This window comes from Brevibacillus sp. FIR094 (genome assembly GCF_050477165.1).
In the GTDB taxonomy this organism is placed as follows: domain Bacteria; phylum Bacillota; class Bacilli; order Brevibacillales; family Brevibacillaceae; genus Brevibacillus.
In genome coordinates, this window is the sequence record NZ_JBEAES010000025.1 from 1 (window position 1) to 18,987 (window position 18,987).

Sequence of the window (18,987 nt, forward strand, 5' to 3'; positions counted from 1 at the left end):
AGTGGCCTAACGGCCCGGGTTTTTCTTACTGTCCACTAAACGGGGCCTTGACCATAGAGAAAGGTCCGTTTTGTCATTCTTACTTTGTTTTTGATCGATTGTGAACTTGCTCCAGCACTTTTGGTGGAAACAGTTTTTGCAAGCTACTCTCGTAGTTGCTGCCTTCCTCGGGCATTTGGAAGTCAGTTACCCGATAATCATTTCCATTGTAGGCGATTTGAAAGGTCATCGGTGCACTGAGCGCAGAAGAATTGCTTCCCGTTATTTTCACCCAAGCGTATACCGTTCGTTTTGCAGCATCTGGCGCTTCTACACCGAGGAGCTCAACGTTAATCTCGCGGTGTTTCCCCAGCCACCCCAGCTTATCGCTTTCCATCTCCAAAAACTGCTGAATGATAGGCCCAACCAGTTGACGGTTCGCAGGTGCTATCCCTTTTTTCACCTCGACAAAAACTTGTCCGAGATGTTTGCCTCCTGCTCTTACTTCCAGCTTCCATTTTCCTGGTTCAGGTAACACGATCCCTGATGGAAAATGACCATCTGCATCGTATAACGGGTCCATCATCTCGTAGCTGCCCAATGACAGACGGGTCCCATCGGTGTTGTAAGCAGCGATCTCTACATCTTTTGCGTAGTCCCCATTCAACAGCCATATCACCCGCTGCAACTGCCCTTCGTAGAAGCCGTCCTGATCCGCCATGATGCGGACAGGTTTTTCTCCCAAATAAGAAAAGGACTGATTGTTGTAAGTGGAAGACAAAGAGGGCGACAGCTTCCACAAATCCGCTTCGACGATTTGGCCCCCTGGCAACAAGGATGGCACTTGTGTCTCGTGTTGTAAAGGTCTCACCTCATGGAGGGCAGATTGTCTCTGCTCCTGAACCGGGAGCACGAACCACAATAGCAAGCCCATAGTCAGCACAACGCCCGGCAAGGCTAGCTTCCTCCAACCAGTCATCCACCCAGCCCTAGGCCTCACCCTCTGCCGCACTCGCTCTTCCATCGATGCAGTGAACTGTACATCACGAAAAACGGTCTGATCTGCCCGTTCCTTTAAGTCCGTGAGCCATCGGTTTTCGTCCATTCCCAATCCCTCCCCTCTCCCATACTCTGCCGAAGCTGCTGTCTGGCCCTATGCAACCGGGTTCTGACTGTTCCTTCCGTTACCCCAAGCACTTCCGCTACCTCTCCGATGCATAAATCCGCATAGTAATGAAGGGCAATCACTTGGCGATAGAGCGGAGGAAGCTGCAATACTTCTGCTACGAGCTGGTCCCTCTCGGCTTGATCGAGCACAAGACTTTCTGTAGAAAGCTCCCCATCCTGTCTAATCCACGAGCGGGGAAGGATATGACGGAACGACCAAGAACGCAAGTAACCTTTGCACTCATTAACCGTAATCCGATACAACCACGTGTGCACACTACTCTCCTGCCGAAACCGGGGAAGATGCCGATACACTTTTACGAAAACATCCTGCGTAATATCCTCTGCCAAGCTGCGATCTTTGACCAGAAAAGTGACGAGTCGAAGCACGCGGGTCCCATATTCCCTCATGATTTGTTCAAAAGCAGCATCTGTCGTTGGCTGCAATTTTTCCAAGGGCGTGACCTCCTTCACTCGCATTCATACTGGTTAGATGCAGCAGCAGACGTTTTGTTACAAAGTGGAGGATGAAATTTTTTTCGCCAAAATCGTCCAGCGAGTAGCGCCACCCGGTGTCCCGGCAGGGTCAGCGAATGGATACCCTCCATGCTGCCAACGATCCATATCATAGCCCTCGTCCGCTTGACTCGGCTCGAAGTCTTGCTTGTGGAATACATTCTCTTTGCTATAGGTGACGTGAAAGCCTGATCCTTCCAATAACAGCTCAAGCTCTGTAGGCAAAAGCAACGCCAACTCGCGCTCTACGCGATACCTTGGCTGCTCGATCTGATCAAGAAAAGTCTCATAAGTAAGCGTGTAGCGGAACTTTTGATCCAAAAGCGAGGTTTCCCCCTCCACCTTTTGATACACCATGCGGTCCGGGAAAACGAACTTGCGTTGCATCATTGTCCATTGATTTTTTACTGGCGGCAAGAGTAAGTCAATTGCCACTGTTCCGTCCTCGGTTATGTAATCGTGGATGACTGAAAGCAATTGACGTTGCTTGTCTCTACAGGTGGCCTGCTGAAAAATCCCTTCTGGAAGGAGCACATGCGTAAACTGCCGTTCAAGCTCCATCTCCCACATATTTTGTTCGACCAGCTCCAGCAGTTCTTCTTTCCCTTTTAACATGCGCCGTTTCTTTTTGGCGGCCATCTCCAGCATATCTGGGCTCCAATCTATCCCGCAGACTGACAAGCCATTTCGTGCCAGCTCAATGGCAATTCTCCCTGTTCCAACACCCAGCTCCAGCACGGAGACTGGTGATTGCTCCGCTTCCCGCAGCAACCAGTTTCGATAAAAAGCGATGCTGGCCTTCCCGGCAAACTGATCGTAATACGTTGCTTCTACGTTCGTGTACTTCGTTTCAGGAAGCGGCAAGTGCCGACCTTCCTCGTCCATCCCACAGTCGGTACAAACAGAACCTGCTAAATGGGGAAAAGGCACCCCGGGCGGGACGCCATTTTTCGTATCACCTAGCCACTCATCGTAACGGAACTTGCATATTCTGCAACTATAAACAGTCATAATGATTTAGATACCTCCTGAAGATTGCTTGCTTCCTCCAGAACGCAAGAGAGGGAGCTTAATATGACTCGGATACTGTCTATCATGATAGACACGTTGCGAGGCAATGACCGTCTCGGTTTCCGTTGCCAGATCGTTGCCTGTATTCGGATTAGGGAACGAAAAGTTCTCGGCGCCAGAAGTAACCGAGACGCGAATGCGGTGACCTTTTCGGAAGACATTGGCGATCTTGGTCATGCGAATCTCATAGCATTCGATTTGTCCTGGAACAAGTAGCTCGGGGTCTTCGAATGAGTGACGGTAGCGTGCACAAATAATCCCGTCCGATAGACGAATCGAATTGCCTTCCTCATCTACATCACACAGCCGGACCAGCCAATCTGTATCACGCGCTGAGCTGGATGCATAGATAACCGCCGAGATTTCTCCCGCGATGACGACTTCCTCTTCCAATGGCTCTGATGTGTAGACAAGTACATCTGCCCTTTCTTCCACATCACGATAGTTTTCTGGAACACTGTTTTCATTCTCGGACAAATCCAGAAGATACGGTGCTGCGTCTAGTGGATCATAGCTGTATGTATCCACCGCCTGTTCACCTGGGATAGAAAGGGTCAGGGTTCCATCTCCGCCGCTCGTATTGGCGCTTCCCCCACTGCTCAGATACACATTCGTCAGCGTCACCTCTGCTGGCGGCCAAGTCTGCGAAGTCTTCCATTCGTTTTCTCCCACCATGTAGTATTCAACGCGCGGCTTTTGATCGACGCCATTTTCCACTCCTTTTAAATAGCGGTCAAACCAGCGGAGCTGTGTCACATCCAGATCGTAGCGGATGGCGTTGTTTCCAAATGGAACATGATGGATTTCTCGGGTCGTATTCGCCTTGTGATACCACGGCCCCAAGATGAGTCTGGCATGCTCTGGCACATTTCGGGAGACGACCTCCCACGATTCACTCGTCCCCATCCCGTTGTCGTCATACCAGCCTGATACAAGGGTAGCAGGCACCTTTACCTGATCCGCATGCCGTTTCCAGTCAGACATCGCCCAGAATTCGTCTCCGTCCTGATGTTCCATCCATTTTGTCCAAAACGGAATTTCTTTTCCCAGCACTTTTTGCGGGATTTCCTTGATCGGGCGCACCTTGATGACCTCACTCCAGTCATCCCGGGAGAGAGCCGCGACATTTCGCCGCTTCTCTGCCATCATGAAAATCCATGACAGACCACCAAGAATCGTTCCCCCTTTGCGTGGGATGTCCACGTAAGGCGTTCCTACTGTCACGTAGCTGAAAATCGCCTTCAGATGCGGATTGCCGCTAGCGGCCGCAGCCCACTGCACATAGCCCACATACGAGCCACCGAGCATCCCGATGTTGCCATCCGACCACTCCTGACTCGCGATCCAGTTGAGGCTATCGTCTCCATCATTGCGCTCGTGAACGAGTGGAATCCACTCTCCCTCGGAATCTTCACGTCCGCGCGTATCCTGAACTACCAGCGCATATCCGCGAGCTACAAAGGGCAATCGGCGAAAAATAGCATCCATTCGTCCATAGGGAGTGCGCATGAAAATCGTTGGAACTCGCTGGCCTTCCGCTAAACCCGCAGGTAGCCAGACCTCGGTCGCCAGACGAACGCCATCTCTCATCACGGCATCATGCCTACCCAAGTGGTGTACGCCGTAGTTACCTTCAGACAGCAGAGGGTCTTGCCACATCGTAAGCGGAGTCAAATCCTCCCACCCTGTTTTCGCCAATACAACGCTATCTCCACGACCTGTCAGCACAAACGCGATGACTTCTTTCTCACAAATGATCAAGTCAATTGGCTGCGCTGCTTCGCGCACCGCCCAGATCCACGCTTGCTTTTTCCCTGCGGGACCTGTTCCTTCGATGGATAGGTGACGTTGGTAGTGCCCTCCGCTTTCCGGAAACACGACTTGTTCGCTCTCCCAGTCGATTTGCTCCCATTCCGGCAGCTGTTGTGCCAGGGTGAGGAGAGGCAATTCGTAAACCGCTTCCCCTTCAGCCAGTTGGGCAAACAGACCGTCAGCCGCTTTGCCCGTATCCCACCCTGTACTCCGATGCCAAACTTCCCCACCCTCAAAGCGTATATCAGCTACCTTGATACCAGATTGATAATAGCCAAAAGAACCCAGTTTATGCCCAGTCTGTGCCATCCGCCATTCCTCCTGTTATCTGATCTACTTCCACACTTCCTGATACACTCTGAGGAAATTACCACCCAAGATTCCTTCGATTTCTGCATCCGTGTACCCGCGCTTCATCAACTCACGCGTAATTTCCGGAAGTGACGCATGGCCTTTTACTACATCAAATGGCATCTCTTTGGTTTTGGCAATCTTGTCCAAGGGCAAATATTTCGTCAAATCATCGCACAGGTCTAGACCTATACCGATGTGCCTTGCTCCGACAAGCTTTTTCATATAGTCAACGTGATCAATCAGTCTCTCAATAGTTGCGTCAGCGCTGTTAGCCGCTGTAAACATGCTAAACGCATTCAGCCCGACAAGTCCCTCCTTTTCCGCAATCGCTTTGATCTGCTCATCTGTCAGATTACGCATCGTCGGCACGACTGTTCGGCTGTTGGAATGTGAAGCAATCACGGGCTTTTCAGCGATTTCCATCACGTCCCAGAACCCTTCGTCATTCAAATGACTCACATCAATGACGATGCCCAGCTTTTCCGCTTTCTCGATAAGACTCACACCGAAATCGGTGATGCCCCCTTTTTTCCCTTCGCGAACCGGTACAAAAAAGCTGCCGTCCCCAACGAAGTTGCGCCGACTCCAAACCAGCCCCATCATCCGTACTCCGAGCTCATAAAAGACACGTAAGAGACTCAAGTCGTTATGCAGAGGCTCTGCCCCTTCCAACGATAGAATGAACGATACTTTTTGCTCCGCTCTTGCCCGTTGCAAATCATCCAGATTTTTGGCGATGACGATGTGCTCGGGAGACTCTGCCGCTTCTGCATGCATAGCGCTGATCTGATTGAGCGCTTTGCGCAGACTCATCTCTGGTACAAACGCATCCTCTACGAACACTGCCGCTACGATGGAATGCACACCACCCTGCTGGAACCGCGGCAAATACTCCGTCTCGATCATTTTGGTTCGACCGTATCCACGCTGAATCTCCACATCCATCAGCAGATCAAAATGCCCATCCAGAACGTGAACACCGTCATGAAATTTGCGGGCCTGTTCTCTCGTTACTTCCGTCATACGGGTCATCTCCCATCTTGTTCTATGGATTTTTCTTATCGAGATAGTTGTAAACCGTGAATTTGGATATATCCAACAAATCCGCGACGTATTGCACGGCCCCTTTGATTAAAAAGAGTCCCATTTCATCCAACTGGTGGATAAATTGAATCTTCTCTTCTTTTTGCATCAGGGCGATTGGTTTGCCTGTTCGTTTCAGGCAATCATTTATCATTTGCTCCATTAAAGTCCCGACAGTCGGAGCGAAGTTCTCTTCCACTTTTTCTGCCTCACGCTTGTCTTGGATCACCATCATCGATTCGATGAATGATTGCGCCATTGCGAGATGGGTGATATCAAGATTGATGCACAGACTGCCAATGACTTCACCTTGCTCATCCTTGATGTAAATGGAGCTCGATTTGATCTGTTTGCCTTTGAGCGTGACGTTGCGGTAATTGAGGTCAAAAGCTTCTTCACTGACCTTCGCCGTCCGTAAAGCTTGCAGTGCCAAATTCGTTACCGGCGAACCAATCTGCCTGCCACTGACATGGCCGTTGGAAATGGCAATGATCGATGAGGAAATATCGCCTGTCAGATCATGTAACACCACTTCACAATGCTCGCCAAATGTCCGTGCCAATCCCTCTACTACCGGAATGTAGCTTGCTAATATCGGATGTACGTTTTTCATATTACCCCTCGTTTACTTCCACAATCATCTCAATTTCGATCGGGTTGTTAAACGGAAGAACAGATGTACCAGCTGCCGCTCTCGCATGGTTACCCGCTTCACCAAAAATTTCGATGAGGAAATCAGAAGCTCCATTAATCACCCGGGGCTGCTCGTAGAAATCAGGGGCGCTGCTGACGAGTGCGAACAGCTTGACAATTCGTGTGATTCGATCCAAATCACCAATCTCGCTTTTCAAAATGGCTAGCAGATTTAGAACCGTGACCTTTGCAGCTTCATAGCCCTGCTCGATGGTCACATCCGTCCCCAATCTTCCCAAATACATCGGGCTTCCATTTACGTAGCACCCCGCACCAGATGTATAAATAACATTACCAGTCTGTACACATGACACATAATTCGCCATGGTTGGAGGAACTGGCGGCAACTCATACCCTAACTCTTTTATCCGCTGCTCTACTTTGGACATAAGGCGATCACCTCGTCATCAATTTCATTCCTTCCTTTAACCATACTATTCTGCAAATTCTTATTCAACAATTTTTTGTATGGTAAAAAAATTATTTGAAATTCAATTATCGTCCTCTTAACAAAAAAGGACGCCAGCTAGGCATCCCCTCCTATGAAAATCAAAGAAACTCAACTCCGCCGTCCCTATCCATTGGCCCCACTCACGACCTTCTGGACAGATGGCTTCACACGGATCGCGTCCGAGTAGAAATACACATGTTTTTTGCCTGTTATGGGATGGGTCGTCACTTCTGTCTCTACTCCGAAAACATCCCGAATCAGCGTGGGTGTCAAGACTTCCTCTGGCGTCCCAGATGTAACGATTTCCCCCTCATAGATCACGTACAGACGATCACAGTACATCGCTGCGATATTGAGATCATGCAACGAAGACAAGACCGTAATTCCCAGCGTTTTGACCAGGTCCATAACCTGTAATTGGTATCGAACATCCAAATGATTCGTCGGTTCATCAAGGACAAGAAACTGAGCTTGCTGCACCAAAGCTCGGGCAATCAGCACCCGCTGCTTCTCCCCGCCCGATAAACTGAAAAAGCTACGATCGGCATATGTATGCATCCCTACCCGCTGTAGTGCATCTTCACAAATTCGAACGTCTTCTGCGTTATCGGACTGAAACAGCCGTTTATGCGGAGCACGTCCCATATTCACAATTTCGTTTACCGAAAAATCGAATTCAATAGAGGACTCCTGCCGTACAGCCGCCATACGCTGAGCGTTTTGACGTGAAGTTAACTTGTATACATCATCGCCATCAAGCGAGATCCATCCCGAACGCGGCTTCAATACGCGATAAATGCTTTTTAGCAATGTGGACTTCCCACTGCCATTCGGCCCGATCAGCCCCACAAACTCTCCAGAGCGTACCTCCAGACTGACGTTGCGAAGGATTCCCTTTTTCTCCAGTTCGACCGATATATTCTCAACTAACAAATTCATCGTCCGCTACCTCCAAAGGAATAAGAACTCCGCAACATCAACCAGATAAAGAATGGACCTCCACAAAGCGCTGTCAAAATACCAATCGGCAGCTCTTCCGGTGCAAATGCGAGCCTAGCGACTACATCAACCCAGATTAGAAATATCGCGCCAAACAAAGCGCTGACAGGCAGGACACGTCTGTGATCTGATCCGACCATCACACGGACGATGTGGGGCATCATTAATCCGACAAAACCGATTGATCCCGCAATGGACACGATCACCCCTGTGAGCAGTGCCGTGATCACCAGGAGAAGCTTGCGGAATTGTACCGTATTGACCCCCAATGTCCCCGCTGACTCCTCGCCCATCAACATCGCATTGAGCGAGCGGTATTGGGCCATTAAGACGATGAGGCAGATGACAACAATCAATGCAGGGATCGTCAGGTACTCCCATTTCCCGCCAGCCAAACTTCCACTTAACCAAAACAGGACCGTCCCAATTCCATGCTCATTCGGCGCTGAAAAAACTAGGAGACTGGTAATGGCCGACAAGATCGCAGATATCGCAATTCCGGCCATGAGCAGGCGTACCGTTGAATTTTGCCCACCGATACGGGATAGCGTAAAAATGAGAATGATGGACACAAGGGAGCCTGTAAAAGCGCCAAAGGATAGCGCATACTGCCCGTACATGCTGAATGCTCCGAATATAATGACCGAGGTCGCTCCTACGGAAGCGCCTGAAGATACACCTAACACATACGGGTCAGCCAGGGAGTTGCGAACCAACGACTGGATCGCTACCCCCACGACAGACAGACCTGCGCCAACGATCGCCCCCAAGAGTACACGTGGAAAGCGAATATCCCAAATAATCGTTTGCTCCCCTTTGGACCAATCCACTTCAATCCATTGGGTGAACATCGGAATTTTCGATAAGGCGATTTTCCATACCGTTGTCGGTTTAATCTCCACAGAGCCATACGTAACCGCGAATGTAATCGAGAGAAAGAGTCCGACCAGTAAAGTGATGATGATATAAGGTAACTTGATCTGTTGCAGTGCCATTCCCTCCCTTAAAAGGGGCGTACTTTATTTGAATTGATCCGGGTAGAGTCCTTCCGCCAAAATTTTCAGCGCAATCGGTGCTCGAACGCCTTCAGAAGCAGCAGACAGTGGCAATACAACCAGTCGTTGATTTTTAATCGCTGGAATATCCGCCAGTTCTTTTTTGGTCAAAAGGAAATTGCGTTTTTGATCAACAGTTCTGTCACCGTAGTCTACAACAATAATCACGTCCGGATTACGACTCACTACTTGTTCCCAGCTGACCTCTGCCCAACCCTTTTGAATGTCGTCAAAAATGTTCTTGCCGCCAGCAGTCTTGATTAAGGACGTCATGTAGTTGTTGGCTGCTGTGAATGGTTTATCTTCCCCGTTGTCGTACACGAACACTTTAAGTGGCTCGTCTACCTTGCCAATTTTGCTAATCGTTTGATCCATTTCACTCTTCATTTTATTGATCAATTCATTGGCTTTGTCTTCCACTCGGAAAATGCGTCCGATGTTCGTAATATCCGCGAACACATCGTCGATCGTTGGTCCAGGCTTGCTTGACGATTCTTGCAGGTACGATTTGATGCCGACCTTCTCCAAATCCTGCATCGATCCTACGCCCTTTTCGCCGAATCCACTTTTCCATCCGGCGTATACGAAGTCTGGGTTCGCTGCCAGCAGCACTTCTTTCGTAGGATACTTGTCAGACAGTACCGGAACCTTGTCGTAATCTGCTTTTAACTCTGGAAGGATTTTATCGTCTAGGTAAGCAGTTCCGGCCATTTTATCAGCCAGGCCCAATGCCAGCATGATCTCGGTTACGTGTTGGTTTAATGTCACGGCACGCTCAGGTGCTTTTGGATACGTCATTTCAATGCCATTATTCGTTAGTGTTACAGACTTGCTCTCTGCAGCTGGTGTAGCTGTTTGTTCTGTTTTGGCTGGAGCCTGTGTTGTCGTAGTGGAGCCGCATGCCGAAACCAAAAGCATGGCAGCTGTCATGATGCCGAAAGTTAGTCCTTTCATTACTGTATGTGTTTTGTTTGCTTTAAACATCTGTAATCCCCTTTTCTGTATGTAGATGATGAGTTGAACCAAATCCCACAAAAAAAGCACCCCCCATTTCAATCGGGAGGTGCATGACAAACGTAGACATAGCTATAAGCAGGCCCAAAGGCGCCTATCATAGACTACTTCTACATCTGTCCCATCCTCGTGGGTCGATTGTATATGATCGCATGGCAGGTCTCCTGGCTTACGGATCAACACACCCAGCTACCTTCCCATTTTTTGTCTCGCAAAAAACAGTGGCTATTCGCTAGGCGCTCCTCGTTACAGTGGCGGGACCGCGCCGGTTTCTCACCGGACTTCCCTTTTAAGCTGACGGCAAATGCCATCTAGCACCATTCGATACTTATTCAATTTTTACGATTTATTCATTCGTTGATAGAAGTCAGTTTTTTCGGGAACTGCGTGAGAATTTCAACGCCCGTTTCCGTAACCAATACATCGTCTTCAATCCGCACTCCGCCTACACCCGGCAGATAGATGCCTGGCTCGATCGTAAAGACCATCCCTGGACGAAGCACTTCTTGGTTCTGGCTGTGAACAGATGGATATTCATGTACATCCATCCCAAGTCCATGCCCAAGACGGTGCATGAAGTATTCTCCGTAGCCTTTGGCGGTAATGACATCGCGCGCAGTTTTATCCAAATGCGCAAAGGTCACACCCGGACGAATCTCAGCAATTGCCGCTTCGTTGGCAGCCAATACTGTCTCGTAAATTTCTTGAAGTTGGGCACTGATCTCGCCTACAGCAAAGGTACGAGTAATATCGGATACATATCCGTTGGCTGCTACCCCGATATCAAACAAAAGCAAGTCGCCTTCTTGCACCTGGCGCGTTCCTGGTTTCCCGTGTGGCAGTGCCGACTTCTCCCCTGCCAATACCATGGACGTAAAGGATGGACCTTCGGCACCCAAGCGCTTCATCTGGAATTCCAGCTCAGCTACGATTTCTGTCTCGGTCATGCCTGTCTTGACTTTTTTCAGGGTCTCCCGCAAGGAATCCTCAACCAACTGAACAGCGTGCTTCAAACGATCCACTTCATCAGCAGATTTGATCAAACGCATTTCACGTAGTGGCTCTTCCACATCCACATAGCTCGACGCCAGAACAACTTGTCCAAGTGCTTCATAGCGCTCGACAGTCATATGACTCTTCTCAATACCGAGCTTCGTCAAGTTCGCTGGCAAGACTTGCTTGAGGATTTCATACGGGTTTTGGATATCCGTATGTGTATGGATATCTTGAACGAACGAAGCCTCTGCCGCTGCCTCACGATCAAGAGCAGGTACAATCAAAGAAGGTTTTCCCTCAGCAGGAATAACGAGACCCATAAACCGTTCATGCGGGTCTGTAAAAAATCCGGTCAAATAGTAGACGTGCTTGGGAGAGGTAATCAACACCGCGTTCAGCTCTTGCTCTTTCAAAAATGTGTGGAGCTTCGAAATGCGCTCTTGAAACAACTTCTTCACCCTGCTTTCACCAAATATTCTATTGCGAGAATACCATTACTCCATCAAAAAAAGAAGAGTTCAATTGAAAAATCTACTTCGGATCGGACAACCTAAGGGTGGGGTGAAAACGAAAATGGAACAAATACTCGTCCATCAGGATGGCAAGCAGTTTGCCTTTCACATATCGGGAAAAGGCCAGCCGTTATTGTGTATCCATGCACCATGCATCGGCTCTATCAATTTTGTTTATCAACAAACACTCGCGGATACATATCAGCTCATTGTCCCTGATTTGCCCGGACATGGCGACAGTTCACCGATGGAGAAGCCCTTTTCCATTGGGGAGTTGGCAGAACAGCTCCATAAGCTAATCCCGTCACTCGGCATTGAACGTCCCTTTATTTTGGGGTACTCCCAAGGTGCTTCTATCGCCCTTGAATATTGTCTTCGCTATTCGGATGCTGTAAAAGGCGCCATACTCGTGAGCGGCTTTTCCGAAGTGAATGACCTGTATTTACATGGACGATTTTGGATGGGGCAGGCATTGTCGATGCTTCACGGAGTTCCTCTTCTTGCCCGCTCGATTGCTTCCTCACATGTAAATGACCCAGAAATGCGGGAAAAATGGACGGCGCACGCCTCCCAAACAGATCCCACGAGCCTGAAATACCTTTACGCTGCTGGACATCGTTATCAATGTACGGAGCGTCTGGGCAACATCCAGCTTCCGATTTTACTTGCCTATGGCGAACAAGATCAACGGATGCACCATTATGCGCAGATGCTTACCATGAAGTTGCCAACAGCAAAACTCGAGATGATCCCTAACGTGAAGCATCAGATCGTCACGAAAGCTGCTCCTGCTTTCAATCAGTTGTGCCGCACCTTTATGGAAGAAGGATAAATAAGAAAAGACAGAAGGTCGGATACCTACAGCCCCTTCTGTCTTTTTTTCCATTTTGACTAACTCTTCATCCGCGGGTCGAGTGCATCGCGCAAGCCGTCCCCGATTAAGTTAAAGCCGAGAACTGTCAGCATGATAGAGAGCCCCGGAAAAATAACAGTCCATGGTGCTTTTTGAATGTACTGACGTGAATCAGCGAGCATTTTTCCCCATTCCGGTTCTGGCGCCTGTGCTCCCAGTCCGAGAAAGCCAAGTGCCGCTGCTTCGATAATCGCTGTTGCGATCCCCATCGTCCCGGTCACAATGATTGGTGCGAGGCTGTTCGGCAAAATATGCTGCATGATAATCCGGGAATTTTTCATCCCGATTGCCCGTGCGGCCATGACGAATTCTTCTTCCTTCAAGCTCAATACGCGGGCGCGTACCAAGCGACCAAATGTCGGAATATTAATAATCGCAATCGCAATCAAGGCGTTTTGCAAGGAAGGACCCAAGATGGCAACGACAGCGATTGCCAACAGAATACTTGGAAAGGCAAGCATAATATCAAATAGACGCGAAATGATCGTATCGATCCATCTGCCATAGTATCCAGCCAAAAGACCGAGCATAGTCCCTGCGAGAACAGAGCCAATGACAGAGAACGTCCCTACCCACAAGGAAATTTGTGCCCCATAAATAACGCGACTAAATACATCGCGACCATTATAATCTGTTCCAAACCAATGCTCTTCGGAAGGTGGCTTGTTTTTCATCACGAGCTTACCTTCGTCGTACGGATACGGAGCAATCCATGGAGCTAAAACCGCCACAACAATGAAAAATAAAATAATCCCAAAGCCCACCAGCGCCAGCTTATTTTTTCGTAGCGTCCTCCATGCATCCTTCCAAGGAGAGACGACTTCTTCTTGCTTCACTTTTAAAGGTACTACCTGTGCTTGTGGTTGTAATTGTGGTTGTGCCATGTCTCTTCGTCCCTCCTTAGCGATATTTGATGCGTGGATCGATATAGGCGTACAGAAGGTCGACCAAGAGATTGATCAGGACGAAAATCGTCGCGATCACAAGGATACCGGATTGGATAACCGGATAGTCACGGTTTCCAATGGCAGTCACAATATAGCGACCGACGCCTGGCCATCCGAAGATCGTTTCTGTCAAAACGGCTCCACCCAGCAACAACCCTGTTTGCAAACCAATTACCGTCAAGACAGGGATCATCGCATTTTTCAGTGCATGCTTGTACACGACCCAAAACTGCGCCAGCCCTTTTGCTCGAGCGGTTCTGACGTAGTCGGCACGCATGACCTCCAGCATGCTCGAACGGGTAATGCGCGCAATAATCGCCATCGGGATCGTACCTAACGCGATACCTGGAAGGATCAAATGCTTGATGACTTCCCACAACTGATCCCAACTACCAGCGATCATCGTATCCAGTATATAAAAGTGCGTAATGGCCTCTACGGGATTACGCGAATCGTCGCGACCAACTGATGGCAGCCATTTCAGCTCTTGGGCAAACACCCACTGCTCCATCAAACCTAGCCAAAAAATTGGCATGGATACACCAATCAAGGCGATCAACATCGCACAGTAGTCAAACCAGGAGTTTTGCTTCCATGCAGAAAGAATCCCTGCATTTACACCGATAAACACCGCAATCAACATACTCACAATCGTAAGTTCAGTCGTCGCCGCCAAATAAGGCAGGATTTCATCTGAGATCGGTGCATTCGTTTGCAACGATTCCCCAAGATTTCCACTCAAAATATCTTTCATATAATCGAAATACTGTATGTACCAAGGATTATTCAAACCCAATGCCTCTCGTATGTCTGCAATCGCTTGTGGTGTTGCCTTTTCTCCCAAAATCGTCAAAGCCGGATCACCAGGGATGGCACGAATAATGGAAAAAACGATGATTGACATGCCCACTAAGACAGGAATGAGCATTAAAATTCTTCGAATGCTGTAAGCTAGCAATGCCATCTCCTCGCCTTCCTGCATAAAATAATCGCCAAATAATGAAAGAAGGGTAAGAAGAGGTATGCACTCCTCTTACCCTTTTACGATGAATCAGCTTACTTGAAGTCTACTTTTTCCAAACTTTCAGACCCTTTTGGATGCGGGTTGTAGTCTACAATATTCGCTTTTCCTGCCAATGCTGGTGTAGAGTGTGCAAGTGGAACCATCGGCACGTCTTTGAAGATGATCTCCTGTACTTGTTTGTACAGTTTTTCGCGCTCCGCTTGGTCTGGAGTGGACTGTGCTTTCATCATCAATTGATGTGCTTCTTCGTTTGCCCAGCGTGTATAGTTGTTGCTGCCGATGCTGTTTTTGTCGAGCAACACAGCTAGGAAGTTGTCAGGGTCGCCATTGTCACCTGTCCAACCAAGCATGAACATTTCTTGCTCACCCAAGCGAGTTTTTTCCAAATACGTTGCCCATTCCATCGTCACGATCTCAGCATCAATCCCGATTTTCTTCAGGTCTTGCTGGATTGCCTCTGCAATCTTCACACCTTCAGGCATGTATGGACGCGGTACTGGCATTGCCCAGAACTTGATTTTGAAACCGTTTGGATGTCCTGCTTCTGCAAGCAATTGTTTTGCTTTCTCGAGGTTGAACTCACGATCTTTAATATCGTTGTTATGTCCCCACATGGTCTTTGGCATTGGGTTGACTGCTGGTTCTCCAACGCCATCGAAGAAGGCCGTTACGATTTCAGGTTTGTTAATCGCGTAGGCAATTGCTTCACGAACTTTTGGATTGTCGAGTGGCTTCTTCTCTACGTTAAAGCCAATGTAACCAATGTTATTAGTAGGACGAAGGAATAGTTGCAGTTCTTTGTTGTCTTTTACTGCTGGGATATCATCTGTGTTCAGACCATCCATCAAATCGATCTCACCTGATGCCAAAGCAGTCAGACGCGCCGTATTTTCTGGAATGACCTTGAATACCAATTTATCCAATTTCGGGAACCCTTTGTTCCAGTAATCAGGGTTTTTCTCGAGAGTGATGGTGTCGTTACGTTTCCACTCAACGAATTTGAATGGTCCTGTACCAATTGGGTGCTCATTGAACTTTTTAACATCTTTTTTCAACGCTTCAGGCGAACCGATTGCAAAAGGAGACATAGCCAGGTTAGCAAGGAATGGAGCGAGTGGACGAGTCAGTGTGAATTTCACAGTCGTTGGATCTACTGCTTCTACGGATTTGATTACGTGATTCGCATCGCCTTTGTAGCCGCCAAACTGGCTAATGTAATACTCGAAGCCCTCTGGCGCATGCTGTGGATGGCTCTTATCGCTCCAGCGCTCAAAGTTGTATTTGACCGCCTCTGCATTGAAATCAGTACCGTCGTGGAACTTCACGCCAGATTTCAGTGTCAGCGTATAAACAAGACCATCAGGAGATACTTCCCACTTGTCAGCCAACGATGGAGCGAGCTCTGTAGAGCCATCAGCGAAACCGACCAAAGTATCCATGATGTTCTCAGTTACTTTGAAGGTCTCACCATCTGTTTGAGTGATTGGGTCAAGCCCCTTTGTGTCTGCACCGCGACCGACGATTAATTGCTTCGGTCCAGTTTTTGAAGGCTCAGTTGCAGGTGCCGGAGTTTCTGTCTTTGGTTGTTCTGCCGGCGCTTGTGTCGTTGGAGTGCTAGAGCATCCAGCAATTAGCATGGCCAGCGCCACTAGGCTAGTCATGGTTGCGGAGAGAACTCTCTTCTTCATGAAAACATCCCCCTTTTTCTAATAATGTTCGCATGTTCCTTTTTGGTAGATGGTCGATACAATACCTATTGCTTTGCATCCCCCCTTTACAAGACTTCCTATTCGGCAGTCAGACTCCCTTTTGTCGATTAGGACTTGTATAAGTGACAAGCAACAAAGTGTCCGTCGCCTGCATCCATAAATTCTGGTCGCACAGTACGGCACTCCTCTGTTACATGGGGACACCTCGTATGGAATGTACAGCCACTTGGAGGTTTTGCAGGGCTCGGCACATCTCCCTGGAGGATGACTCTTTCTCGTACCGCATCAGGGTCTGGCGAAGGTACCGCCGACAGCAATGCTTTCGTATACGGATGAAGCGGATTGGAATACAATTGGCTACTCGTCGTCAGCTCGACAATTCTTCCAAGGTACATCACACCTACCCGATCACTGATGTGACGCACTACACTCAAATCATGGGCAATGAACAAGTATGTAAGGCCGAATTCGCGTTGCAAATCCTGCATGAGATTGAGCACCTGCGACTGAATGGACACGTCCAGTGCAGACACAGGCTCATCCGCAACGATCAATTTGGGCTTGAGCATCAGCGCTCTCGCAATGCCGATCCGCTGCCTCTGTCCTCCGCTGAATTGATGCGGATAGCGGCTCGCGTGATAGCTGCTCAGACCAACGATCTCCAGCATTTCCTGCACGCGCTTTTTTCGCTCTGCCGAAGAACCTAATCCATGTACAATCAAAGGTTCTTCCAAAATCTTCTCAATATTATGTCTAGGGTTGAGTGAAGCAAACGGGTCCTGAAAGACAATTTGCATGTCACGTCTCATCTTTCTCATCGCATCTGTGGAAAGCGACATGACATTGGTCCCGTCAAAGGTGATTTCACCGGAGGTCGGTTCAATCAGTCGCAGCAAGGAACGTCCTGTCGTAGACTTTCCACAGCCGCTCTCACCTACCAGCCCTAAAGTTTCTCCACTCTTAACGGTAAACGATACATCATCTACCGCCTTTACTACACCTACTTCCCCTCCAAGAACACCGCCTGTGATTGGGTAGTATTTTTTCAAATTTTTTACGATCAGAAGATCTTCTGCCACCTGCATGCTCCTCTCGGGTTATTCGGTCAGCCAGCAGCGGGAAAGGTGATTGTCCCCTACTACTTTTAATTCTGGCATCTCACTGCGGCATCGGTCCGATACTTTATCGCATCTAGGTGCAAAACGGCATCCGACAGTAAGCGAACCCGGAATCGGGACGTTGCCTGGAATCGAATAGAGACGCTCCTGTGATCCTTCCAGCTTCGGCAACGAATTCAACAAGCCGATCGTATAAGGATGCTTCGGATTTTTTAAGATCGTACGAACATCGCCTTGTTCAATCACGTTTCCTGCGTACATCACCACGACGCGGTGACACATTTCCGCAACGACCCCAAGATCGTGGGTAATGAGGAGAATTGCTGTGTCTGCTTCCCGGTTGAGTTGGCGCATCAGGTCCAAAATCTGCGCTTGAATCGTCACGTCGAGCGCAGTAGTAGGCTCGTCTGCAATCAAAAGCTCTGGATTGCAAGCCATTGCCATCGCAATCATGACACGCTGCCGCATGCCCCCGGAAAGCTGGTGCGGGTATTCATCAACGATGGCTTCCGCTCGAGGAATTCCGACTTTTTTCAACATCTCAATGGCACGCGCTCTTGCGTCCTTTTTGCTCGCCTTCGTATGTAATCGGACTGATTCTCCTATCTGGTCTCCAATCGTAAACACCGGATTTAACGACGTCATTGGCTCCTGAAAGATCATCGCAATTTCATTTCCGCGGATGTCTCTCATTCGCTTTTCGTCGACAGATACGAGGTCCTCCCCCTTGAATTTAATCGAGCCTCCCACGATTCTCCCTGGGGGATTGGGTACTAACTTCATAACGGAAAGGGAGGTAACGCTCTTTCCGCAGCCGGATTCACCTACAATACCGACTACTTCTCCTTTTTGTACCGTGATCGTCACGCCATCAACGGCAGGGATTTGGCCGCGGTCCGTGAAAAAGTGCGTTTGCAGGTTTTCAATTTGTAGGACAGGATGTGACACGTGGCTCACCTCTCTCACCGATATATACTTCCAAAATAGACCTATCAGTAGACATTATGACATTTATTCAATTTTTTCGCAACACAATAAATTCAAACTATTTCCTCTTCGCTGATTAAAAAGAATATTTGACTTGCGTTTGAAAATTATGTAAAAGAATTTTATGATAGCCCTTTCATTGTTGATGTAGCCTCACTTGCACTGTTTAAGCAGATCGAATGAAGCATCTGCGGTCGCATGCAAAAGACCCGTCTGTACGGGTCTTTTGTCACTGGGGCTTTCTGCACCCCTTCTTTTTGCGCATAAACCATTTTCACGGTTCAAAAAAACTCCCAACCCAATCGACAAAACTCTGCGCCCCACTTTTAATGCTCCCACCCAAAGTCAAACCGATCCGACTGACGTAGTTGACCATTTCCTTCGGGTTGGCGGTCTGAACCTGCTTGCCCATTACCGCGATCTCCACTTGCCCTTGATCCACTTTTTTGATGGAAAAGGTTTGAGCCTGCCCCTCAGGCACTCCACTCACCTTGGATATTCCACGCTCAGCCGTTTGCAATCCCAAAACTACCCCGACCAGCAAGATGATTAACAGTCCAGTCAGCTTCATCGTCACGTTCATGCCC

At 48.7% G+C, this 18,987-nt stretch carries 18 protein-coding genes and 1 riboswitch; of the genes, 1 reads left to right on the forward strand and 17 read right to left on the reverse strand.

The window, feature by feature from the left end; all coding sequences use genetic code 11:
- Window positions 1–79: 79 nt before the first annotated feature.
- The 11 genes from ACQ5DJ_RS20655 to ACQ5DJ_RS20705 all read right to left on the reverse strand — a co-directional run bounded on the left by ACQ5DJ_RS20655 (window position 80) and on the right by ACQ5DJ_RS20705 (window position 11,639).
- Window positions 80–1,084: a hypothetical protein gene (locus ACQ5DJ_RS20655; RefSeq protein WP_429844085.1), complete on the reverse strand. Its 1,005-nt coding sequence runs from the start codon at window positions 1,082–1,084 to the stop codon at window positions 80–82.
- The gene (locus tag ACQ5DJ_RS20660; protein ID WP_429844086.1) at window positions 1,054–1,602 is read right to left on the reverse strand and encodes a sigma-70 family RNA polymerase sigma factor; all 549 of its coding nucleotides are present in this window, start codon (window positions 1,600–1,602) and stop codon (window positions 1,054–1,056) included. Before ACQ5DJ_RS20660 ends, ACQ5DJ_RS20655 begins: the two co-directional genes overlap by 31 nt.
- A gap of 57 nt (window positions 1,603–1,659) precedes the next feature.
- Entirely contained in the window at window positions 1,660–2,673 is a 1,014-nt protein-coding gene (locus tag ACQ5DJ_RS20665) for a methyltransferase domain-containing protein (RefSeq protein WP_429844087.1), read from the reverse strand.
- Window positions 2,674–2,679: 6 nt separating this feature from the next.
- Window positions 2,680–4,854, reverse strand: a complete 2,175-nt coding sequence (locus ACQ5DJ_RS20670) for a CocE/NonD family hydrolase (protein WP_429844088.1) — start codon at window positions 4,852–4,854, stop codon at window positions 2,680–2,682.
- A 24-nt stretch (window positions 4,855–4,878) separates the two neighbouring features.
- Window positions 4,879–5,922: a dipeptidase gene (locus ACQ5DJ_RS20675; RefSeq protein WP_429844089.1), complete on the reverse strand. Its 1,044-nt coding sequence runs from the start codon at window positions 5,920–5,922 to the stop codon at window positions 4,879–4,881.
- Between the two features lie 22 nt (window positions 5,923–5,944).
- The gene (locus ACQ5DJ_RS20680) at window positions 5,945–6,595 is read right to left on the reverse strand and encodes a helix-turn-helix transcriptional regulator (RefSeq protein ID WP_429844090.1); all 651 of its coding nucleotides are present in this window, start codon (window positions 6,593–6,595) and stop codon (window positions 5,945–5,947) included.
- 1 nt (window position 6,596) lies between these two features.
- A complete protein-coding gene (locus tag ACQ5DJ_RS20685; protein WP_429844091.1) occupies window positions 6,597–7,064 on the reverse strand; it encodes a RidA family protein in 468 nt (155 codons plus the stop codon).
- 185 nt (window positions 7,065–7,249) lie between these two features.
- A complete protein-coding gene (locus ACQ5DJ_RS20690; RefSeq protein ID WP_429844092.1) occupies window positions 7,250–8,065 on the reverse strand; it encodes an ABC transporter ATP-binding protein in 816 nt (271 codons plus the stop codon).
- Window positions 8,062–9,120 (reverse strand): FecCD family ABC transporter permease, encoded by a 1,059-nt coding sequence (locus tag ACQ5DJ_RS20695; protein ID WP_429844093.1) that lies wholly within the window; start codon window positions 9,118–9,120, stop codon window positions 8,062–8,064. The genes ACQ5DJ_RS20690 and ACQ5DJ_RS20695 overlap by 4 nt, the downstream gene beginning before the upstream one ends.
- Before the next feature lie 24 nt (window positions 9,121–9,144).
- Window positions 9,145–10,164, reverse strand: a complete 1,020-nt coding sequence (locus ACQ5DJ_RS20700) for an ABC transporter substrate-binding protein (RefSeq protein WP_429844094.1) — start codon at window positions 10,162–10,164, stop codon at window positions 9,145–9,147.
- 167 nt (window positions 10,165–10,331) lie between these two features.
- Window positions 10,332–10,531, reverse strand: a riboswitch (cobalamin riboswitch).
- 13 nt (window positions 10,532–10,544) lie between these two features.
- Entirely contained in the window at window positions 10,545–11,639 is a 1,095-nt protein-coding gene (locus ACQ5DJ_RS20705; protein ID WP_429844152.1) for a M24 family metallopeptidase, read from the reverse strand.
- A 124-nt stretch (window positions 11,640–11,763) separates the two neighbouring features.
- Between ACQ5DJ_RS20705 and ACQ5DJ_RS20710 the strand changes: the two genes are divergently transcribed.
- A complete protein-coding gene (locus ACQ5DJ_RS20710) occupies window positions 11,764–12,534 on the forward strand; it encodes an alpha/beta fold hydrolase (protein ID WP_429844095.1) in 771 nt (256 codons plus the stop codon).
- 59 nt (window positions 12,535–12,593) lie between these two features.
- Here the strand turns inward: ACQ5DJ_RS20710 and ACQ5DJ_RS20715 are convergent, their stop codons facing one another.
- From ACQ5DJ_RS20715 to ACQ5DJ_RS20740, 6 genes are all read right to left on the reverse strand, one after another.
- A complete protein-coding gene (locus ACQ5DJ_RS20715; RefSeq protein WP_429844096.1) occupies window positions 12,594–13,499 on the reverse strand; it encodes an ABC transporter permease in 906 nt (301 codons plus the stop codon).
- A 16-nt stretch (window positions 13,500–13,515) separates the two neighbouring features.
- A complete protein-coding gene (locus tag ACQ5DJ_RS20720; protein WP_429844097.1) occupies window positions 13,516–14,526 on the reverse strand; it encodes an ABC transporter permease in 1,011 nt (336 codons plus the stop codon).
- Between the two features lie 92 nt (window positions 14,527–14,618).
- Window positions 14,619–16,274 carry an ABC transporter substrate-binding protein gene (locus ACQ5DJ_RS20725; protein WP_429844098.1) on the reverse strand — a complete coding sequence of 552 codons (1,656 nt, stop codon included), beginning with the start codon at window positions 16,272–16,274 and terminating at the stop codon, window positions 14,619–14,621.
- Between the two features lie 128 nt (window positions 16,275–16,402).
- Entirely contained in the window at window positions 16,403–17,374 is a 972-nt protein-coding gene (locus ACQ5DJ_RS20730) for an ABC transporter ATP-binding protein (RefSeq protein WP_069850335.1), read from the reverse strand.
- Window positions 17,375–17,392: 18 nt separating this feature from the next.
- Entirely contained in the window at window positions 17,393–18,361 is a 969-nt protein-coding gene (locus ACQ5DJ_RS20735) for an ABC transporter ATP-binding protein (RefSeq protein WP_017247685.1), read from the reverse strand.
- Between the two features lie 313 nt (window positions 18,362–18,674).
- Window positions 18,675–18,983, reverse strand: a complete 309-nt coding sequence (locus ACQ5DJ_RS20740) for a YqxA family protein (RefSeq protein WP_007727739.1) — start codon at window positions 18,981–18,983, stop codon at window positions 18,675–18,677.
- Window positions 18,984–18,987: the final 4 nt, after the last annotated feature.